The sequence below is a fragment of the Paenibacillus sp. 01T431 genome (assembly GCF_056398625.1).
Window position 1 is genome coordinate 345,220 of the sequence record NZ_JBFTPT010000006.1, and the last position, 18,516, is coordinate 363,735.

Consider the following 18,516-nt stretch of genomic DNA (forward strand, 5'->3'; position numbering starts at 1 on the left):
CCTCTTCTCTTCCAGTTAAATGGTAACTAGTCAATATTAATGATATAACCATGCCTAGCAATGCTTTGATTTTAAAATAATAAAGAAGAATCTTAAATAAGAGAGAGAAATAAATAAATTAGGTGTACAATACTAATAGACTCCTGTTAAGGAGTAAAATTAGATATGAGGTGTTCCCTTGATTCCAGAAGGTATTAATTGTTCCGTGTTTTTTGATGAAATTAAACAAAAACCAAAAAGTAACTCCACATTATTAATAAAAGGGATTGTCAGTTCGGGGTTTAAAATTAAAATGAACTTGGAGTACTCAGGGGTAGAGCTTATCGATAACAGTAACGCCATGATGCCGGATGAAATTTTGAATTTATTGAATGAAGATTTAAATGAAATTTTCGGAAATGGACCATTTGATAAGAAAGTATTAAAACAAGAAATTAAAAACCTGAATATGCTGTATTATGTAAGATATAATGGTAAAGCATATCGAAGCGATGAATGGGATGCTATGCAGCCAGAAGACTTTGCACAAATGTAATAAACGCCATCATTTATAACGATATTGAAAATCCAAATCACATGTAAAAACAGGAAAAAAGCCTCCCTACTATTATGGAGACTTCTCCCTGTTTGTGAGACAAGAATCGCAACTAGTTGTCGAAATCCTATCGATTTTAGCTCACAGCCTAGGGCTTTAATTGACTTCAAATTAGGGTCTCGACCAACCGTGTATTATCAATTCCGTTTAGTTACACTATCCGCAGTTCCTTCAGCCCCATCCCCCTTGTCATATCGATACGCCTCTCAATATAAGACAACCCAATTTATAAAAAGATACAAGGATTTTTAAAATAATGAAATATCCAGGAAATGCTTTTTTCTTATTTAGGGTAAGGCTCACCCTAATGGGTCTAACGGCAAATAATTCGCGCGATTCCCCTTAAGCAGTACTCAAATTGTTCGATGCACTTTTAACATCTTATAATTTTTAAAGTATTCAAGAAAGACCAGTAGAATATAAGCAAGAAACTTTTATAAAGACTGCTGAGTCCTTTAGTTAATTAGATCCAAGCAATGAAAAAAACCTCCTCTGAATGGCTTTCGAGGAGGATTTTCTAAATCTCATGCATCATTTTAAAGATGTAAAAAGAGGAACCAATTGTTAGGCACGCCAAATGTGTTTGAAATCAATCCAGCCGAGCGAATTGATCCGAACTCCTTTTAAAGAAGGATGGTAGTCGGTATAAAATTTACTATGAAGCAAGAATAAGACCTGGTACTCCTCCCGAATTCTCTCTTCAATTTCTGTGTAAATAGCCATTCGGTCTGGCGAATTCCTGCAAGCAAGCGCTTCATCAAATCGATCAAGTGTCCAAACCGACAGTTCCGGCGTCATCAGTCTCTTCAAGAAGCTGTCTTCCTGTTCACAGCTCTCGATCAAACTAACCTCATCCTCAGGAAATACGAGCGAATACAGCGTCATATCAACCTCGTCCAGCACATTCTCCGGTGACTCAACACGAACTTGCATCTTAATGCCATAGTCGGTACACTGCTTCTGAATCCATCGGGCATCAGCCTCATTACTCGTATGCGAACATAACGTAATCGGCGATTGATCGAATCCGTATCGGATAATCTGCTTGCGCAGCTCCTCATCACAACCTGTTTCCCTTATTCCTTCAAAAGGTTCTGATTTAGGGAAAAAACCTTTGGCCGGCATATACCGGTAGCCTCCAAGTTCGCGAATCATTCGATTCCGGTCAAGCAGCTGATCTAAAATAGTGCGGAACATCTCCGACTGCTGAAGCCCTGCTCTCTGCATGTTAAAGCTCAGCATACTCGTACAGACATTCTTGGATTCAAGCTTGATCCAGCCGTCCTCTTCCATCACAGCCTGCTGTTTCGGATCACAGATCAGCTGCTTCCAACTTGCCACATTGGCCTTAAGAGCTTCATGCTGCGGTACATGTACGATTTCGACCTGGTCCAAATGAGGACGTGATTGAAAATATTGTACATTTGCTTCAAGCAGCAGCCTTCCACTGTTCCACTCTTCAATCTGGAAAGGGCCTGTGCCAATGGGACGCTTCCAGAACATCTCTTCGCTTTGCCCCAGCAGCCCTGAAGGCAATATTGACATTACAACGGAGCAGGCATATTTGAGAAATAACCAGTTGGGTTTATGCAATTGAATGCGTACAATCCGTTCTGATATGGCTTCGACTCTGTCCAGCGACCGCATAATCCAGCTATTCAGTTTTCCGCTTCTCAGACGTTCTATCGTAAAAACAACATCAGCTGCAGTAAGTTCAGTTCCGTCATGGAATAATACGCTTTTCCTCAGATGAAAAGTCCATACTGTAGCATCCTCATTGCATTCCCACTCATGGGCGATACCGGGCAATATCCGGCCCGTATTCTCCTCCAGCACAACAAGTCTGTCACAAATCTGCTGAATGATATGCGCATCAAATGAAAAGATACATTCTGCCGGATCCAAAGTCATGATCGTCCTTGTAATAGGAAGGCGCAGCACATCGGCCAGTTTCCCCTGCTGTTTGTGGAAGCCAAAGCTGCCTCTCATCCACTCCATAAATTTCTCATTGGCCGCCGTTCCTTCCCCAAAGTTCTGGAGAAGATGAAAAGCCTTATTATAATCACCGTCTTCGGCATATTGTCGTGACAGATCCAGAAGCAGCTTCTCCCGGTCTTTCCGGAAAGTAATCTGTGATCGGTTGCCCCTGCCTCTTCCTGCCTTCCACTCGATGAAGCCTTCCTCTGACAGTTTGCGGAGGACAAGCTTGGCATTTCGTTCCGTACAATACAGCGCCTCAGCTATTTTCTCAAGTGATGCCTCCGCCGCTGCCCCAGCTCCAAGCTCACTCGCAAACCGCCCGTACAGCGTTAAATAACGTTCAATCGTTAACATCGTAATTCCTCACCTCACTTAAAAGAGGAAATCTATTGAGCATATTCTACACTCTTTACACCTTTCTTTCACCTGTATAATGAAATTAATAAGTGGGGTACCCTAAACAAATTCCAAATTTTACGTTTTGCTATGTCGAACAAATAAAAGGCAATATTTAATTAATGATATAGTACTATCTCCCTTGAATGAAATATATTATGTAATCGTTTTAAAAGTTTACGATAACCAGCTAAACTTAATTTACTTAGGAATTTGACGTTTTTAATACCTGTTTACAGTGACTTATGCGCAAAGTCGCAAGGAAACATCCTGATGGCTCTTTTCTGATTTACTTTATTATTAAAATTCTACTAATCAAACTATCATTTCATGTATCTCAAAAAAAGGCATCATTTAAGTCACAATCTATCATCCTCCAGCATTTGATATAGAGTCTAGTGAAAGCGAGGTGATAGATATGTCTTCTGTAGGTATTCCTTTAGAACCTGATTTAGTATTAGTATCCTGGACAAGAAACCCGCTTATCCCCGGTTCTGCTCGCAAAATTACTGCTTCCCGTGTCATCGGCAGTGCTAAACCTTGTGAAAGCAAACTAACTTCAGGCTCGCTCCTTATCCCTGCAATAAAATGCTTGAAGAAGAACGGCTTTATTGTAGTTGTTAGCAAGAGAACAACAGCTGTATCCGGCTATTTACTGTTACAACGCGGATAGCATGATTTTTATTTATGATTTGATTTATGAATTGGCTCTTCATCAGGGCCCTTTTTTAGTTTTTGCTCATTCCGGTTCTAACGATGTAACACTTTAGATGAAGTCTCAATTTCTGACTCTACATCAATCCAATAATATCAGCTTATTTTTTGCTCAAATTGTGTATTCATACTTTGTTTGGTATGTTAAAATTTAGTGGAATTATCAAAGAATTTGTCGAGAGAAGGCATTGTTATGAGTAGAAATAGAAATAGAAGTAGAAATTCCTACATATGTCCCCTACCACACGAATCACACGAATCTTGATCAGGAACACATGAAAGAGCCTACAGATTTATCCGAAGGCTTTTCATCTTCACTTATTTCATTGCCATTGCGTTTCAACACTTTAGCTCTTAGGAGTCTTGAAGTGGATTGTTTTGAGAAGCGATAGCAGCAGCTTGTGCTTGTTGTAGTAATTGTTGTGCTGCTTGAATATCTTGTTGTTCTTGTTTCACTTGTTGTTGAGCCTGCAAAACATGTTGAATCTCCGTTTGCAGGAGCTGTTCCGCTTCTAGTAATTCTTGACTCTCTACTTGCATCAATTGATGCGCCACCTGAACCTCTTGCTGTGCTTGCTGCAATTGTTGATTTTCTAGAAAATCATCAGCATCCTTTTTCACGCTCATTGAATAAACCTCCAATAATTATTGTTATAGTCCTTTATTGCCCAATAATTATAGTGCTCATATTTACATTTTTTATGCTGAAAATGATTTCGGTTTAGGTATTACCTGTCTTTAATAAGGAGCAGTACATTGATTTATAAAATTAATCTAAGGATGTGATCACTCATGGACTCAGGTCTCTTGATCATATTCAGAGTTACTGTTGTTACTCTTAATTGGAACTGTAATTACTAAAATGATATTAAACAAACAATTACCTAGCAATAACTACACGCCTTTTAATTACATAATGGCTCAATCACCTGTGGAGTTTTAATAAGAAAAGCAAGAAAAAATAGTGAACGATACTTATGGTGATGATTAAGGTTAGTTCTTCAATACCCGATAATGTAGTAATCGTCAGCAAAAAATCTTCGTTACGCAACCTAAACAAAGAGGGCTTGCTCAGAAGTAGATCTATCTACGTTTGGAACAGCCCTTACTTTGTTTGGTTGATAAGGCTTTTCTTTGATTTCACTGCTTCCAACAATGCTCTCTCCTACTAGACCTATAGCTAACGAACCTAGCAGCTCTTATTTAACCCATTTATAAGGGATTAAAATTTTAACGAACTCCCGAGACGTTATTTCGAGAAAAATAACGCTTAACACCCTCTTCAGCAAGCTATAACGTCTATACAGTTCGTTAAAACTTCAGAAAGGCAGTTTTATGCTTAATAAGCAGGATACAGTTCGTTAGAGATAGATGTGAGCTTAGGAAGTTATGCGATTTCGGTGAGATCAGTGAGACGAATGAGTGAATCCTAACGTGATTGCCGTCAGGTTTGGATAAAAGGGTTAGATAAAGAATAACCAGCGGTGCAGGCAGAGTTCAGTTCCTGCTTCGCAGTTTGCAAAAGTAAATCTAAGACTGATGCGGCCTTCGATTGCACATATTCCACTTATACAAGCAGCTATATACCACAATAGGAAATAGCGGTGCAGGCATAACCGCCAGCAACGCTATTTTTTAATGTTATCCAGCTTTTTTGTTCAAATCAAGCTATGGCAACAGCGAACATAACTACTTATGAAACGTCCTCTTTTCATTTATTGTTGAACATTAAACAACTGTTCAACTTTTTTGATTGCTTTATTCAGCAAAATAGAAATTAAATTGGAGGAGTAGCCAAATAAAAATAACATCACGTTTGTACTGCTCAAATCCAAGTTTTGAGTTTCGCCTGGCGTAAATAGTACTCCTAAAAACAGCACGGGTATAAACATCGCTACGAGTATTCTAGTCATGCTTTTACTGTAAACGACCATGGAATCCGTTATGAAGTATAATAGCGCCCCCATAACGCTAACGAGAAAATATTTCAAATAATTTGTTACATAAACATTTATATTTTGCATAGGATCAGCACTATTATAGGAATCGATAAATACAAAAAGACCCGAGTATATTAGTATACAGAAAACTAATAATATGTAGGTTACATTTAAGTTTAAACGTGTAGATAAGCTGCCGTATGCTAGGTTTTTCCCGCTTTTATGGTCTGCTAAAATAATGTCCATTTTATCAAGATTGAATTTAAACAATGTTAATTTTCTTTCTAGCTATGCAGAATCCGTTTCTTTAATCTTATCTAACTCCTCGTACAGCGATTGGCATTTACTTATGATCAAGACGCCAATATTATCGTACTCTTTTGCTCTCTCCGATATTAAATTAATTCTTTCAGCCAGTGATTCCTTTGTAATTCTCAATCTTTTTCCCCCTGTATCTACTGTAGTTCTCATATTTTAGTATTATCGGTTTTTTAAAAATAGTATGTTATACCCAATTTATTACTTATATGCATGTCAAACGAATCGAATAATGATACAGGGCTTTAGCCCACTCCATGCACTAAGCATCTGCATATGATGGGTTAGAACCTATATTTAAGGAGTGGATAATTTGTATCAACCAAGCAACGTCAGTCCAGTTCAGAGTAATCCTGTTCAAATCCAAACCGTATCGGCCATTGATCCTTATGTAGTAGAAGCCCTCATGCGCTTAACTGGTCGCTGCGTATTACTCGAAACAACGAGGGGAGCAATCGAAGGATCTATCATTGACGTAAAACCAGACCATGTGCTCCTGCAATTACACAGCCGTCAGGCTTGCGTTCGAATCGCTGAAATTGTATGGACAATGCCATTATAAATCGAACAAAAGGGGTGCTCCCCTAGTAGGCAAACCTACTTGGCGAGCACCCCTTTTTCTTATGAATGCTGTTACTTTATTTTGTTAGACTGTGCATCGAGCATTCTCAAAAAAACCTATAATCATCCACTATTCAAATGGTATAATCCCAATAATTAGGTAAAGAAGGTGATGCTCCTGTTTTTCTCCAGCGAATTCAATCCATGGACGGCTTTGCTTCATTTATTCATTTCGTTGTTTGATACTACGCTAGCAAAATATCTTTTCTTCGGGCTCATGCTCCTTGTATTTGTATTACTCTCCTTAAAGAAACGATCCTATGGAGAAGAATCTCCCAAGATGAAAGAAGCAGAACAGATCGCAGAGAAAATTACAAAATATACAGGTCGACTATTAATGTTTGGCGCAGCAGCATTTGTTGTATTTCAATTAACAAGGATATACATTATTGATTAGCTCGTGCAACAGCTTTAGCTGCTCCAAACTGAAGACGATATATAACGATAGCAACAACAATTACAATACTTAGTACAACAAAAATATTACTGTACACATACGCTGTTGGATTCGTCACAACCGGATTTAAGTGAAAGGATGATGAACCTTTATCAAGCAATTTGCCAATTAGGCTCATCGCAATGGCACCAGAGATAAAGTTGATCATCGATAACAATCCCATGCCAACACCCGTCTCTTCTTTCGGTAACGTCCGAGATATCGTATTCGACATCGCAATTTGCATGAAGGTTTGTCCAACATTGCCCGCTATGAGAATGAGCGCTATCACGTACGGAGACACTCCAATAAATGTAGATAAAAGCATGAAGCATGAGAAAATTAACAAAGTAGCGATAGAAACGAGTGTAAAGTTGCCGCGTTCGTCAGCCAATTTGCCGCCCCTGCGTCCCATGATCGCGGAAGCAATCGCTGCTGGAAACAGGACAAAACCAATGCTGCTAGGCGATAAATGATTTAATGCTGTTAAAAATTGCGGTGACATAAACGTTAAACTAAAGCTCATCGCTGTCGTTATGAAAGCTATAAACAACCCTATAGAGTAATTTTTGTTGTGGAATAGCCTTGGCTGAATAAAGGGATTGTCCGTAGTCCTAATCCGGATAATAAATAAAACGAGCAGCACAATCCCCGCTGTGAAGAGTAAGCCGCTGCTCTGCGTAATCGCAAGCAAGAAAAGCGCAACCGCCGCAGCCAGCAATCCACCGCCAATAAAATCTATTTTCCCCGCAGTGCCTTTCGAATGATCCAAATATTTACGAAAGAAAGGAAGTGTGAGTAAAGGAAGGAGCGATATGACAAACAAGAGCCTCCAGTTTCCTACACTTGTAATTAATCCTGCTACTACTGGCCCCATAGCACTTCCTAATGCAAGCCCAATTGCTGAGGTTCCTAGTGCCCTCCCCCTCTTTTCAGGCGAGAAATATCGAATGGGTATAATCATAGCCGTAGCTGGAAGCACCGAGGCGCCAGCTGCTTGCAGAATGCGACCGGCAATAATCATCCAATACTCGGTTGCAAGCAAGCCGATGAGCGAGCCGAGAGCAAACACGATTAGTCCATACGTCAGCAAATCCTTTAAACGATATTTATCCGCTAGTTTTCCAAATACGATTGATCCAATCGCATATAACACCATATAAGACGTCATAATCCAGCTCACTTGTGAAGGGATCAGATTAAACTCCTTTCCGATTGCCGGAAGAGCCACATTAAACATCGTGCCGTTCATTACTGAAAATATTAAAGTAACAACGAGTACTCGCAGCAGCTTGTCCCCATTTTTAAATTCCGAACCAACCATGCCATTCCCTCCAATAAATATCATTTTGATCCTATTAAAAATCGCCTTTCACTTTAGTGAGTATCCTCACTATATTATATTACTGAGGATACACACTAATATGAGAGGTGTCAAGATATCAAATACTGATATAGCTGGTATTAGCTAATAACGTATGCGAAGTTTTGCAACTTGAAAACAATCAGCTAAAATAGAAAATAAACAGCTCGGCGATACCGATTATACGTCGAACAAGGAGGCACTTATGTTTACGCACTCGGACAATCCCGTACCTATAGACATCATTCATGTATTAATGAGGACAACTCACTATATTCAAAGAGAATTTGAAACACAATTATCCGCGCTTAACATGCCTTATCAAATTACCGGCCCAAGGCTGCGCCTTCTATCTGTCGTCTACAAAGCAGGGAAAATTCGCATGAATGAACTAGCATCTGAACTAGGCATTAAAGCGCGTACCGTTACCGATTTTGTTGATGCTCTGGAACGGGATAAACTACTTATCCGAATCCCAGATCCGACTGATCGTCGAGCTACGCTGTTGGAGCTCACCGAACTCGCGCAAGCAAATATAAGTCAAGTTCTAGCATTTCAATCGGATATTGCAGAGCAATTATTAAGCAACTTCTCCACTGAGCAGCGTCAACAATTTTTTGACCTTTTATTGCAGCTCATTGAGAATAAGGATATCTCTAATCCTTCTGCACACGTTTTAAAATAAAGCGTATCCCATATGCTGAATTCCTAATAAATCGCCAAATTCTCCATCACAAAAGGCTCTCATAGGCTAGAGACATATATAAAATGTCTCTATGACAAACACCCAATCAAAAAGAAAAAGTGGAGCATAACCTATAGAATCTTCAATTCAAAGGAGGTGCTATGAAAAATGTCCGGTCACGTTGGCGGTGCTTTCACTAACACTGGTACGATTCTGGTCCTTTTCATCTTGTTGGTTATTATCGCTTGCACTTGTGGTGCATTCGGCGGTTACGGCAGATAACCCTCTAAACACTGAGCTGCTACATTATCCTCATACACTTCCTCCGAAGACCTACTCGATAGGTCTTCTTTTTTTCTCCGTTACATTCATTTTATATTCGAAATTATCCGTTTTTGAACAGTATTGTAAAACTCATCCTATCCGCGACTGCAAGCTGTATTGTATGATGGTTTCAAATGACTAGAAATGGAGACACATCATGAGATCATTGTTAGCCGCATTACTCACCCTCACGCTTATCCTCACAGGATGCGGACAATTCATTATCAGTTCTGATTCAAACCCGGCTTCCACTGCTTCAGAGTATGGAATGACGATTCATTTGCCTACTGATCGTTATCCAGAGACGATGGCGCATATTGCAGCAGCCATTCGTGCAGGTGCTTCAGCCGTTTGTACGATCGATCGAGATGGCGCTAATGCTAATCGTGAAGCCTCGTTACGGGGTATTCCAACCAAAAAGGGCTATGATCGAGATGAATGGCCGATGGCCATGTGCAAAGAAGGCGGTGCTGGTGCGGATATCGCTTATGTTTCTCCTAAGGATAATCGCGGCGCTGGTTCGTGGATTGGAAATCTTTTGACTGATTTAGAGGACGGAACGCGTGTATTATTCGTTATTGATGAAGCGATGGAGCAGCCGAAGCCAACAGAAGAGACCGTTTATTATGCCAATTGTGCAGCGGCTAAAGCAGCTGGGGCCGCACCTTTACATAAAGGAGACCCCGGATACTCCTTGAAATTGGATCGTGATAAAGATGGGATAGCATGTAGCTAACCCATCCTCGAAATGCTTCGTGCAGCTGATCATTCCTTCTCACGAAGCTGATTTTTGCTTGCTTGGCTTAATCGTCAGCAAGGCTAGTATGGAGCAAAGCAATGCAAATCCCGCAAACAAATAAAATAGCAATGCTTCGTTTTTGAGCAGTACTGATGCAATCAATGGACCTACGGCTACGCCTATAAAACGCGTGCTGCTATACAGCGAGGTAATGGTGCCTCGCTGTTTTTTCTCTATCCCTTCCGTTATTAAAGCGTCCAAGCTTGGCAAGGCTAAGCCAATACCTGCTCCGCTTATAAACATAAAGGTAATTAGAAAAAATATCCCTTTTGTATTGATGATTCCACAAACCAGCATCATCCCCGCAAGTACAGCAGTGCCGATGACAATAAACCACTTCATTTTCGCCTTGTTTTCCCCTACAATTTTTCCAGTGATGAACGAAGCAAGGCATATGGCGCTTAAAGGAATGGCTAGCAGCAATCCTTTCCAAATGCCTTCGATTTTGTAATGGTCCTCTAAGACTGATGACAGATAATATAGAAATCCGAACATAATGAACATTGCAAGACCACCGATGGCAAAGGTTGCATAAAGCCAGTGACCCTTCTCAACGAGTATCGATTTAATGGATTGAAAAAACTTTTTTAAACTGCTCTCTTCTTTTTTCTTTTGCTTTGATTTAGGCTCCTTTACGAGGAAAATAACCCCAATGATTGAAATTAAAGATATGAACGGAATAACAGCAAGCGGCAAGTACCATATAACAAGGGCAAGCGCCGAACCTAATACCGGACTGAGCACTTTTCCAAATGTATTGGAGGTTTCAATCATCCCGAGCCCACTGCTTACTTCCTCCTCGCTCTCGAACATGTCACCGACTAACGGAAGCACAATTGGAAAAGCACCTGCAGCCCCAATCCCTTGTATAAATCTTCCTGCCAAAATGACCGCATAAACGTGGGAATGCATCAACCATGCTGCTAAGCCTGATATTAGTCCTCCGATCGCTGCTATGGACAAGCCTATAATAATGACTATTTTCCGTCCGAAACGATCTGACAGATACCCAGCGATTGGAATACAAATAATCGAGACTGCAGCATAAACCGTTATGATTAAGCTCGACTGCACAGAAGAGATATTCAGTTTTTTCTTCATTAAGGGCAATACGGGAATCAACATTGAGTTAGCGAGCGTCATAATTAATGGAATGGATGCTAAAGCTGCTAAGTCCCACTTTTTTTTCACAGATGTACTCCTTTCTTATTTGGAATGGTTTGACGTATCTGGGTTCATTTTTAATGCCGAAGATGCAAGGTTTTTAAAGGCTCTTCTGCAGGCCCCTCCATCACATCGCCATTAATCGCAAATCTAGAGCCATGACAAGGACAATCCCATGTGCGATCCCCATTATTCCATTCCACTTCACAGCCCATATGTGTGCAGGTTGTGTCTACGAGAAATAATTTTCCATCTTCTGATTTGTAAGCTCCTGCTCTTTTTCCATGCAAAAGCACGACACTGCCTTCATCCAGTGCCAAATCCTCCGGACGCTTATGAGCCATTTCGAGTTTGCCCGCGATAAGATGCTTCGCCATATCGGCGTTATCTACAATAAGATTCGCGATCGTTCCGAGCGACATCGAGCGTGAAGGCGCATAAAGCTCCTCATATGCATTATCCTTCTTCATAATTAAATCTCTAATAAGCAAAGCGGCAGCTGTGCCATTCGTCATGCCCCATTTACGATAGCCTGTCGCAACAAAAACATTAGTGGAAGATTCCGTTATTCTACCGATATACGGGATCTTATCACCAGTAACAAGATCCTGGGCCGACCAACGATACGCTATTTCCTTTACCCGAAAATGCTGCTCCGCGTATCTTTTCAGCTCCTCATAATAATTAATTGTACAAATCCCTTGGCCTGTTTTATGGCTTTGACCGCCAATGAGAAGCAGTCTTGTGTTTTTCGACGTTTCTACATAGCGAATGGAGCGCTTCGGGTCCTCAGCGCTTATGTACATGCCGCCTTTAATGTCATCCTCAACATGAATGCCGAGTACATAGGAACGATCTGCATGCATTCTTGAGAAATAAAATCCATGCCCATCAAAGAATGGAAAATGAGTACAAGATACGACATGCTTGCATTTGATACGGTGTCCTTTGCTTGTAATCACTTCGGGCAATGGTCCTGTTTCTACATCAATAGCTGTCGTTTTCTCATAAATAAATCCACCTGCTTCCACGAACTTCCGTACAAGCTCATACAAATATTGCAATGGATGAAACTGCGCTTGATCCTGCATGATGACAGCCGCTTTGACTGGGATCTGCAAAGGAATTTGATCGGTGAAAGAGCCAGGAATGCCGAGCGACGAATAAGCAGACATCTCGTTCTCAAGCTTAGTTATGTATGCCTCTGAATCGGTATAAACATACGCATCCTGTACGGAATACCCGCATTCCATTTTATGCAGCTTGATCGTTTCCTTAATGAATTGAAGGGCGTCATTGTTCGCTTTGTAATATAATGCTGCCTTTTCCGCTCCAGCTTTCTGCATAAGTTCATCATAAATAAGATCATGCTGCGCTGTTATCTTCGCAGTTGTATGCGCCGTTGTTCCATTAAGAAGCTGACCCGCTTCTATGAGGGCAACTTTAAACCCTTCCTGAGCTAATAAATAAGCTGCTGTTACACCCGAAATCCCGCCTCCAACGACGGCAATATCGACTTCTATATTTTCTTCAAGTATGGCGTATGAAGATTGCCGACTCGACGTTTCTGACCAATAAGACTCCGGAAATTTGGGTAAATCATACGTTTTCTCCATGACCATCACCTCCTAGAAATAATGCACCTTAATTTGTACCAATCGCTATTATTTCATTCTAAAAATAAAGATCTGCTTAAGCCAAAAGCATAACCAATAGTCATTTGGACAGTTTATACAAGAGAATGATGAAAAAGGAGGCGTTTTACGTTGGAGAGCTCATTCGAGCATTCTTTTGTGCCGATAACGACTTCTGCTAGTGGAAATGGACTTGCTTATCGGCCTGATGTTTATTGTTACTCAATCCAATTCGTCAATATTTGTTTTGTTGGTGATCCAAAGAAACCAGAAGCGGGCTGGGTTCTTATTGATGCAGGCATGCCAGGATCCGCCCATAAAATTATTAAAGAAGCTGAGGAACGCTTTGATTCCGCACCTCAAGCGATTCTGCTTACTCATGGCCATTTCGATCATGTAGGTGCCATTATTGAATTGATTGAACACTGGAATGTGCCCGTGTACGCGCACAAGCTGGAGCTGCCCTATTTGACTGGAGAATCCGATTATCCGCCCGCGGACTCCTCTGTACATGGCGGTCTCTTGTCAGAGCTTTCTACCTTCTTCCCCCATAAAGGAATTCACCTCGACGACAAAGTTCATCCCTTTCCAACTGACGGCAGCTTGCCGGGAATGCCAGGCTGGAAGTATATTCATACGCCGGGGCATACACCAGGACATACTTCATTTTTCCGTCCTGAGGATGGCACTTTGATTGCTGGTGACGCATTTGCAACAGTTAAGCAGGAATCGCTATATAAGGTCATCACACAGGAGCAGGAAATTAGCGGTCCCCCTAAATACTTTACGACTAATTGGAAAGCCGCCGAGCAATCCGTTAGAAATCTCAAAGATCTGAATCCGAATTTGGCGATTACCGGTCACGGGGAACCGATGTTTGGCGCAACCTTGTCTGATAATCTCAAGCTCCTTACGAAAAAATTCAAAGAAATTGCAGTTCCGGAGCATGGACGTTTTGTTCCAGACCATAACCAGATACATTAGTCAGTTTACTTAAAAATAGGACGGAGCAGCTGCTTAATCTGCTCCGTCCTATTTTTGTTTCTACCTACAGTGCATCTTACAATCTTGTCACCTTTAATGTCACTCTAATCGATGGCTGCCTATCGTTTTTTTCTTTATGATAGGAAATAGATTATTGAACATCAGAGGAGGCAACCACTTATGAATCAATGGTTAAAAACGATAAGAACTGTCGCTGCTGTAATTATTGTTGTAATCTTCACAGGGAAAGATTCCTTTTAAAATAAAGTCCAAACCATTTTATATTCTAAGTAAAAATTAGGAGTGCATGCTGCTTGAACCCCATTTCTGGAAACAAACGAATTGAAACGCTTGATTATTTGCGAGGTTTTGCTTTAATTGGCATTCTGCTTGTCAATATTTTGCCCCTTCTTAACGTAGCGCCAGCTGAAGCGGGGACTGCTAATTGGTATATGTCTCGTATCCTGGATTTGACGGTAGAGTCGCGTTTCTATGTCATATTCACCTTTTTATTCGGTGTAGGCTTTTATTTATTTCTATCTAGAGCGATCGAGAAAGGCAATAACGGCTACCTTTTATTTATTCGCCGGCTTATTTTTTTGCTAGCCGTAGGATTTGTTCATCAGAAATTCCATCCTGGAGAAGCCTTGTTTCTTTACGCAATCGCCGGCTTCTTCCTCCTTCCTTTCTACAAGCTTAAACCAAAAATCAATTTGATTATCGCTTTAGCGCTTATACTTCCTGCCGCCTTTCTAGGAGGCAAACTATTGCTTATTCTACCTTTGTTTCTGCTTGGGCTTGCAGCTGGACAATATAAGGTGTTTCAACGTCTTGCAGAGTCAAAATCTGCGATCCGCAAGCTGCATTGGATCTCTTTTGCACTAGCCGCTGTTGGCGTCTTTATCCAGTACCGTCTACTACCCGAGCAAAATGTTATGGTCATTGAAGAAGGCAGCTCTTCATCTGAAATGATAGCCATGCAAATTTACCAAGGAGCAGCCGCATTTATAGGCCTTCTTGTCGCTTTATTTTATGTCACTACTCTTGTACGGGCTGTTCAGCATCCATTTATTCGTACGCTGCTCAAACCTTTAAGCGCCTATGGCCAAATKGCTTTAACCAACTATTTAGGGCAAACGATTATCGTGCTTATGGCGGCAGCATTTTTTAATTTAAACGGTATGCTTAGCCCTATTCAAACGACACTGCTTTGCATCGGCATTTATATTATCCAAATGATATTCAGTATGATCTGGCTCTCCTTTTTCAAAATGGGACCGATGGAATGGATCTGGAGAATGTCCACCTATTGGACGATTCCAGCCATTCGTAACGAGCGCTATTGTAAACAAACCGACAAACATTTTTAATGCTGCGTTAAGGTTCGTTTTTTATACTTAGAGACATCAACCCCACTGTTGATATATAGATCTAGGACACCGGCCTGCAGCGATGCGGGTCATTTTTTTTTTTGTTTTAGGCCGTTTGATTTCATACAGCAGCCTCTTTGTCCCTTCAATTTTTGGAACCATATCACCCATAAAAACGTTATTACCGAATATACTCTCAAGAAGTGACTGCTTGCGAAGGAGGTTTTGCCTCGGCAAAACCTAAGCTTTAGGAGGCGATTAATGATGGAAACGTTCGGCAGAGGCTGTCTTTACATTATTCTCGGTGTCTTGATCGTGATGGTGCTCGCTGTTATTGTTGGCGGTACAATTACCATTCCGTGGTACATTTTTATCCCCCTTGTCGTACTCGCTTTTTGGGCTGCATCCAAGAAAGGCAAATAAACTGCTCATTCCATAGCATGATATCTAAACTGCATCACAAAAAGAGAAGCCAACGGATGATCCGCTGGCTTCTTGCTTATTTTGTAGAAGCTTAAATCGCTTAACTAACTGCCTGCTTTCACCTGCGACAGCAATATGACTCGCGCAGCCGTCTCCCAACTAGCGGTTAACCCAAGCTCTGCGGACAAATCTCTTATTTGTACATAACCTGTTGCTTCGGACAAAATCGAGTCGAGCTCTTTGCCGTTTACGGTAACCTTTTTCCCCGTCCAATCAATCTTCGCTCCGAGCGCTTCACCAAGCAGCCTTGCCGGTACCCAAGTTGTACCCTTGAGCAAGTAGCCATCTGAAATAACCTCTCCCTTGTACAAAACGACAACAAGCTCTGCATCCTTCAGCTTCTCTGGCTTAGGCAGCGGCGTGCTGCCTAAAACATCATATTTTTTCAACCCATACTGCGAAATAATGGCTTTTAATTTGGCTGGATAAGCCGGATCTGTCGCATAGCCGCATGCGTACAGCATGTCAGCTTGCTGTTCTGGCGTCACTGCCTTGCGAACACGCTCATAACGCGAAGTAGCCAGCAGCAAATCCAAATCCTTATAAAAATGATAGACGCTCTCATAGGCTCGGAAAGCAGCGCGAGTACTCTCGCTTCGGCCATCGACGACCTCCCATGTTCCTTTAACGACCGCTTCTCCGTGCCAATATGCATTCGTCTGTCCACTGCCCACCTTGATACCGCCTAAGTTGTACCACGGGTGAATAACACCGCCGGTTTCGAGTACATTTTGCGCTAAACGTACGGATGGAAACATCGTTGATCCTTCTCGCCTTATTCTTATAACTGTCGGAGATAATTGTTCAATAAATTGTTGTTTCGTCAGCTGTGCCATCGTCTGTCTCCTTTCTGCTGTCCACTTTGGCTTGCCATCTATTACCCTGTCCTTATCTTTGTATGCTTTGAAAGTGCAAGTGGCAATGGACAAAGCGGTATGAAAGGTCGACTCTACCACTATGTTTTTTTGTATTTTAAATATAAAAGGGCCGCATCCTCAGATTGTTCATTCTGATGGAGCGGCCTTTTCTGTATGAATTCAATACTATAGGAGTCCATAAAAGCGGCGAGTATTGGCTAGCATTATTTCCGCAACCTGCTCAGCTGGCAGCTGCTTTATATTCGCAATATGCTTTGCTGCATCTGCAGCCATTGCAGGCCGCGTCGGCTGACCCGCATAGATTTCCTCAAACGGCCATGGCCCATCCGTCTCCACCATCAGCAGCTCAATGGGATACTCCCTTACAAGCTGCTGTATTTCTGCCTCGTAAGCGACGTCTGGCGTTATTGACACCATGTAGCCGCTTGCCGCCATTCGGCGGATAACCTTTGCATCGCCCTTGAACCAATGAAAATGCGCTCTGCGAACACCATGTCGCTCCAAAATGTCGCAAGCTTTGCCGGCGTCCTCATATACTGCATGCAATACAATCGGACGATCAAGTTCGGCTGCCAGCGCAGCAAAACGATCCAGCAGCTGCAGGTATGGATTCTCATCAAAAACGATATTTCCCCCAGCTTGCTGCGCTTCTGTTCGCGTATAATACGGCAGCCCTACTTCGCCAATTGCAAACCGTTCCCCTGCTTCATGACGCAAACGAATCCAATTGAATAGCTCATCAAGCTCCTTATCGGCAGGTATGGGCTGCTCTGGGTGGAAACCATAAGCAGGATGCACACGCCCTGCATAACGCAGGGCAATGTCACGGTTCACAATAGACGATTCCAAATGCATAGATACGGCAATCACAGCTGCTACACCTTCTGCGAACGCACGCTCTAGAAGCTCATCACGCTGCTCTGCTTCATACAAATCAATATGAATATGCGCGTCTATGCATGTGCCCTCCTGCTGAGGAGATTCCGAGTACAATTGCCCTTCGCGCGGATCATTGCTTGTTTGTATCGCCATCTATACGTTTCCTTCCTTCGCACCTGTCTTAAGCAGATCATAAATGCGCTGCTTCATCGCATAAAACCGTGGGTCTGTCCATAAAGACTCATGACGCGGACGCTCGAATGGCACTTGAAATTCCTCCAGCACCACTGCCGGCGATGGTGACAGCACAATAATCCGATCCGATAGAAACAAAGCCTCTTCAATACTATGGGTAACGAGCAGCACCGATCTTCGGTTCAGCTCCCAGATCGACATAAGCCACTGCTGCATTTGCTGCCGCGTCAAGGCGTCCAGTGCGCCAAACGGTTCATCCAGCAGCATGAGATTCTGCGGAGCAAGCAGTGCCCGGAGGAAAGAAACCCGCTGCTGCATTCCTCCAGAGAGCACATGCGGATAAGAATCCGCATATTCCTGCAGCCCGATTCGCTCGAGCCATTCCGTTGTCCTCGCCTTCGCGAGTTTTTTATCAACGCCAGAGATCGTAAGCGACAACTCTATATTGCCGGCAACGGTTTGCCATGGAAGCAGCGACGATTGCTGCGGCATATAGGAAATATGTCCGCGTTCGCCCGTCGTTTGCTTGCCATCGATCCAAATTTCGCCTTCCGTAGGACGTTCCAAACCGCCGATAATTTGAAACAAAGTTGTTTTACCGCTGCCGGACGGCCCTACAATCGATACGAACTCCCCATCTGCTATTGAAATGGATAACCCGCCAAGCACTTCTTTGCTCATCTGTCCTTTGCCAAACTTCATTCGAATATTTTGTGTTTGAAGCGTTACTGAATGATGCTCAGCACGATTGACCACTG

General features: G+C 42.1%; 20 protein-coding genes and 1 pseudogene. 12 read left to right on the forward strand and 9 right to left on the reverse strand.

What is annotated here, in order from left to right:
* Positions 1–178: 178 nt before the first annotated feature.
* Complete coding sequence (locus AC1DM9_RS13770) at positions 179–535, forward strand: hypothetical protein (protein WP_339208874.1); 357 nt, start codon at positions 179–181, stop codon at positions 533–535.
* Positions 536–1,159: 624 nt separating this feature from the next.
* Here AC1DM9_RS13770 and AC1DM9_RS13775 read toward each other — a convergent pair.
* Positions 1,160–2,929, reverse strand: a complete 1,770-nt coding sequence (locus tag AC1DM9_RS13775; protein WP_477580497.1) for an ABC transporter substrate-binding protein — start codon at positions 2,927–2,929, stop codon at positions 1,160–1,162.
* Between the two features lie 460 nt (positions 2,930–3,389).
* Here AC1DM9_RS13775 and AC1DM9_RS13780 point away from each other — a divergent pair, with 460 nt between their 5' ends.
* Positions 3,390–3,644 carry a hypothetical protein gene (locus AC1DM9_RS13780; protein WP_339208871.1) on the forward strand — a complete coding sequence of 85 codons (255 nt, stop codon included), beginning with the start codon at positions 3,390–3,392 and terminating at the stop codon, positions 3,642–3,644.
* A 395-nt stretch (positions 3,645–4,039) separates the two neighbouring features.
* Here AC1DM9_RS13780 and AC1DM9_RS13785 read toward each other — a convergent pair whose 3' ends face one another.
* The gene (locus AC1DM9_RS13785; protein WP_477550275.1) at positions 4,040–4,312 is read right to left on the reverse strand and encodes a hypothetical protein; all 273 of its coding nucleotides are present in this window, start codon (positions 4,310–4,312) and stop codon (positions 4,040–4,042) included.
* Positions 4,313–4,514: 202 nt separating this feature from the next.
* Here AC1DM9_RS13785 and AC1DM9_RS13790 point away from each other — a divergent pair, with 202 nt between their 5' ends.
* Entirely contained in the window at positions 4,515–4,628 is a 114-nt protein-coding gene (locus tag AC1DM9_RS13790) for a hypothetical protein (protein ID WP_477511445.1), read from the forward strand.
* Between the two features lie 772 nt (positions 4,629–5,400).
* Here the strand turns inward: AC1DM9_RS13790 and AC1DM9_RS13795 are convergent.
* The gene (locus AC1DM9_RS13795; RefSeq protein WP_475448978.1) at positions 5,401–5,709 is read right to left on the reverse strand and encodes a hypothetical protein; all 309 of its coding nucleotides are present in this window, start codon (positions 5,707–5,709) and stop codon (positions 5,401–5,403) included.
* A 547-nt stretch (positions 5,710–6,256) separates the two neighbouring features.
* Between AC1DM9_RS13795 and AC1DM9_RS13800 the strand changes: the two genes are divergently transcribed.
* Entirely contained in the window at positions 6,257–6,505 is a 249-nt protein-coding gene (locus AC1DM9_RS13800; RefSeq protein ID WP_339208868.1) for a DUF2642 domain-containing protein, read from the forward strand.
* Between the two features lie 168 nt (positions 6,506–6,673).
* On the forward strand, positions 6,674–6,961 hold the full coding sequence (locus AC1DM9_RS13805) for a hypothetical protein (RefSeq protein WP_477580499.1): 288 nt from the start codon (positions 6,674–6,676) through the stop codon (positions 6,959–6,961).
* Here AC1DM9_RS13805 and AC1DM9_RS13810 read toward each other — a convergent pair.
* On the reverse strand, positions 6,951–8,324 hold the full coding sequence (locus tag AC1DM9_RS13810; RefSeq protein WP_477580501.1) for an MFS transporter: 1,374 nt from the start codon (positions 8,322–8,324) through the stop codon (positions 6,951–6,953). The genes AC1DM9_RS13805 and AC1DM9_RS13810 overlap by 11 nt on opposite strands.
* A gap of 244 nt (positions 8,325–8,568) precedes the next feature.
* Here AC1DM9_RS13810 and AC1DM9_RS13815 point away from each other — a divergent pair, with 244 nt between their 5' ends.
* From AC1DM9_RS13815 to AC1DM9_RS13830, 4 genes and pseudogenes are all read left to right on the forward strand, one after another.
* Complete coding sequence (locus AC1DM9_RS13815; protein ID WP_477580503.1) at positions 8,569–9,048, forward strand: MarR family winged helix-turn-helix transcriptional regulator; 480 nt, start codon at positions 8,569–8,571, stop codon at positions 9,046–9,048.
* 168 nt (positions 9,049–9,216) lie between these two features.
* Complete coding sequence (locus AC1DM9_RS13820; RefSeq protein ID WP_083681988.1) at positions 9,217–9,330, forward strand: sporulation protein YjcZ; 114 nt, start codon at positions 9,217–9,219, stop codon at positions 9,328–9,330.
* Between the two features lie 199 nt (positions 9,331–9,529).
* A pseudogene (locus tag AC1DM9_RS13825) lies at positions 9,530–9,952 on the forward strand (NucA/NucB deoxyribonuclease domain-containing protein); the annotation flags it as partial.
* A 9-nt stretch (positions 9,953–9,961) separates the two neighbouring features.
* Complete coding sequence (locus tag AC1DM9_RS13830; protein ID WP_256710905.1) at positions 9,962–10,108, forward strand: excalibur calcium-binding domain-containing protein; 147 nt, start codon at positions 9,962–9,964, stop codon at positions 10,106–10,108.
* Between the two features lie 39 nt (positions 10,109–10,147).
* On the opposite strand, the gene AC1DM9_RS13835 is transcribed toward AC1DM9_RS13830, so the two are convergent.
* Positions 10,148–11,362: an MFS transporter gene (locus tag AC1DM9_RS13835; RefSeq protein ID WP_477580505.1), complete on the reverse strand. Its 1,215-nt coding sequence runs from the start codon at positions 11,360–11,362 to the stop codon at positions 10,148–10,150.
* A gap of 50 nt (positions 11,363–11,412) precedes the next feature.
* Positions 11,413–12,951 (reverse strand): FAD-dependent oxidoreductase, encoded by a 1,539-nt coding sequence (locus AC1DM9_RS13840; RefSeq protein ID WP_477580507.1) that lies wholly within the window; start codon positions 12,949–12,951, stop codon positions 11,413–11,415.
* Positions 12,952–13,101: 150 nt separating this feature from the next.
* Between AC1DM9_RS13840 and AC1DM9_RS13845 the strand changes: the two genes are divergently transcribed.
* From AC1DM9_RS13845 to AC1DM9_RS13855, 3 genes are all read left to right on the forward strand, one after another.
* Positions 13,102–13,953 carry an MBL fold metallo-hydrolase gene (locus AC1DM9_RS13845; RefSeq protein ID WP_477580509.1) on the forward strand — a complete coding sequence of 284 codons (852 nt, stop codon included), beginning with the start codon at positions 13,102–13,104 and terminating at the stop codon, positions 13,951–13,953.
* Between the two features lie 314 nt (positions 13,954–14,267).
* Positions 14,268–15,323: a DUF418 domain-containing protein gene (locus AC1DM9_RS13850; protein WP_477580511.1), complete on the forward strand. Its 1,056-nt coding sequence runs from the start codon at positions 14,268–14,270 to the stop codon at positions 15,321–15,323.
* Between the two features lie 261 nt (positions 15,324–15,584).
* A complete protein-coding gene (locus AC1DM9_RS13855; RefSeq protein WP_179089800.1) occupies positions 15,585–15,746 on the forward strand; it encodes a hypothetical protein in 162 nt (53 codons plus the stop codon).
* A gap of 104 nt (positions 15,747–15,850) precedes the next feature.
* Here the strand turns inward: AC1DM9_RS13855 and AC1DM9_RS13860 are convergent, their stop codons facing one another.
* The 3 genes from AC1DM9_RS13860 to AC1DM9_RS13870 form a co-directional block, all read right to left on the reverse strand.
* Positions 15,851–16,642, reverse strand: coding sequence for a glucosaminidase domain-containing protein (locus tag AC1DM9_RS13860; RefSeq protein ID WP_477580513.1), 792 nt, complete (start codon positions 16,640–16,642; stop codon positions 15,851–15,853).
* Positions 16,643–16,849: 207 nt separating this feature from the next.
* Positions 16,850–17,716, reverse strand: coding sequence for a TatD family hydrolase (locus AC1DM9_RS13865; protein ID WP_477580515.1), 867 nt, complete (start codon positions 17,714–17,716; stop codon positions 16,850–16,852).
* Positions 17,717–18,514, reverse strand: a complete 798-nt coding sequence (locus AC1DM9_RS13870; protein WP_477580517.1) for an ABC transporter ATP-binding protein — start codon at positions 18,512–18,514, stop codon at positions 17,717–17,719.
* Positions 18,515–18,516 lie beyond the last annotated feature (2 nt).

Excerpts from the sequence above, each read along its gene's own strand:
- AC1DM9_RS13775 (WP_477580497.1), bottom strand. The coding sequence starts at position 2,929 with ATGTTAACGATTGAACGTTATTTAACGCTGTACGGGCGGTTTGCGAGT.
- AC1DM9_RS13780 (WP_339208871.1), top strand. The coding sequence starts at position 3,390 with ATGTCTTCTGTAGGTATTCCTTTAGAACCTGATTTAGTATTAGTATCC.
- AC1DM9_RS13785 (WP_477550275.1), bottom strand. The coding sequence starts at position 4,312 with ATGAGCGTGAAAAAGGATGCTGATGATTTTCTAGAAAATCAACAATTG.
- AC1DM9_RS13795 (WP_475448978.1), bottom strand. The coding sequence starts at position 5,709 with ATGCAAAATATAAATGTTTATGTAACAAATTATTTGAAATATTTTCTC.
- AC1DM9_RS13810 (WP_477580501.1), bottom strand. The coding sequence starts at position 8,324 with ATGGTTGGTTCGGAATTTAAAAATGGGGACAAGCTGCTGCGAGTACTC.
- AC1DM9_RS13815 (WP_477580503.1), top strand. The coding sequence starts at position 8,569 with ATGTTTACGCACTCGGACAATCCCGTACCTATAGACATCATTCATGTA.
- AC1DM9_RS13820 (WP_083681988.1), top strand. The coding sequence starts at position 9,217 with ATGTCCGGTCACGTTGGCGGTGCTTTCACTAACACTGGTACGATTCTG.
- AC1DM9_RS13830 (WP_256710905.1), top strand. The coding sequence starts at position 9,962 with ATGGAGCAGCCGAAGCCAACAGAAGAGACCGTTTATTATGCCAATTGT.
- AC1DM9_RS13840 (WP_477580507.1), bottom strand. The coding sequence starts at position 12,951 with ATGGAGAAAACGTATGATTTACCCAAATTTCCGGAGTCTTATTGGTCA.
- AC1DM9_RS13855 (WP_179089800.1), top strand. The coding sequence starts at position 15,585 with ATGATGGAAACGTTCGGCAGAGGCTGTCTTTACATTATTCTCGGTGTC.
- AC1DM9_RS13860 (WP_477580513.1), bottom strand. The coding sequence starts at position 16,642 with ATGGCACAGCTGACGAAACAACAATTTATTGAACAATTATCTCCGACA.
- AC1DM9_RS13865 (WP_477580515.1), bottom strand. The coding sequence starts at position 17,716 with ATGGCGATACAAACAAGCAATGATCCGCGCGAAGGGCAATTGTACTCG.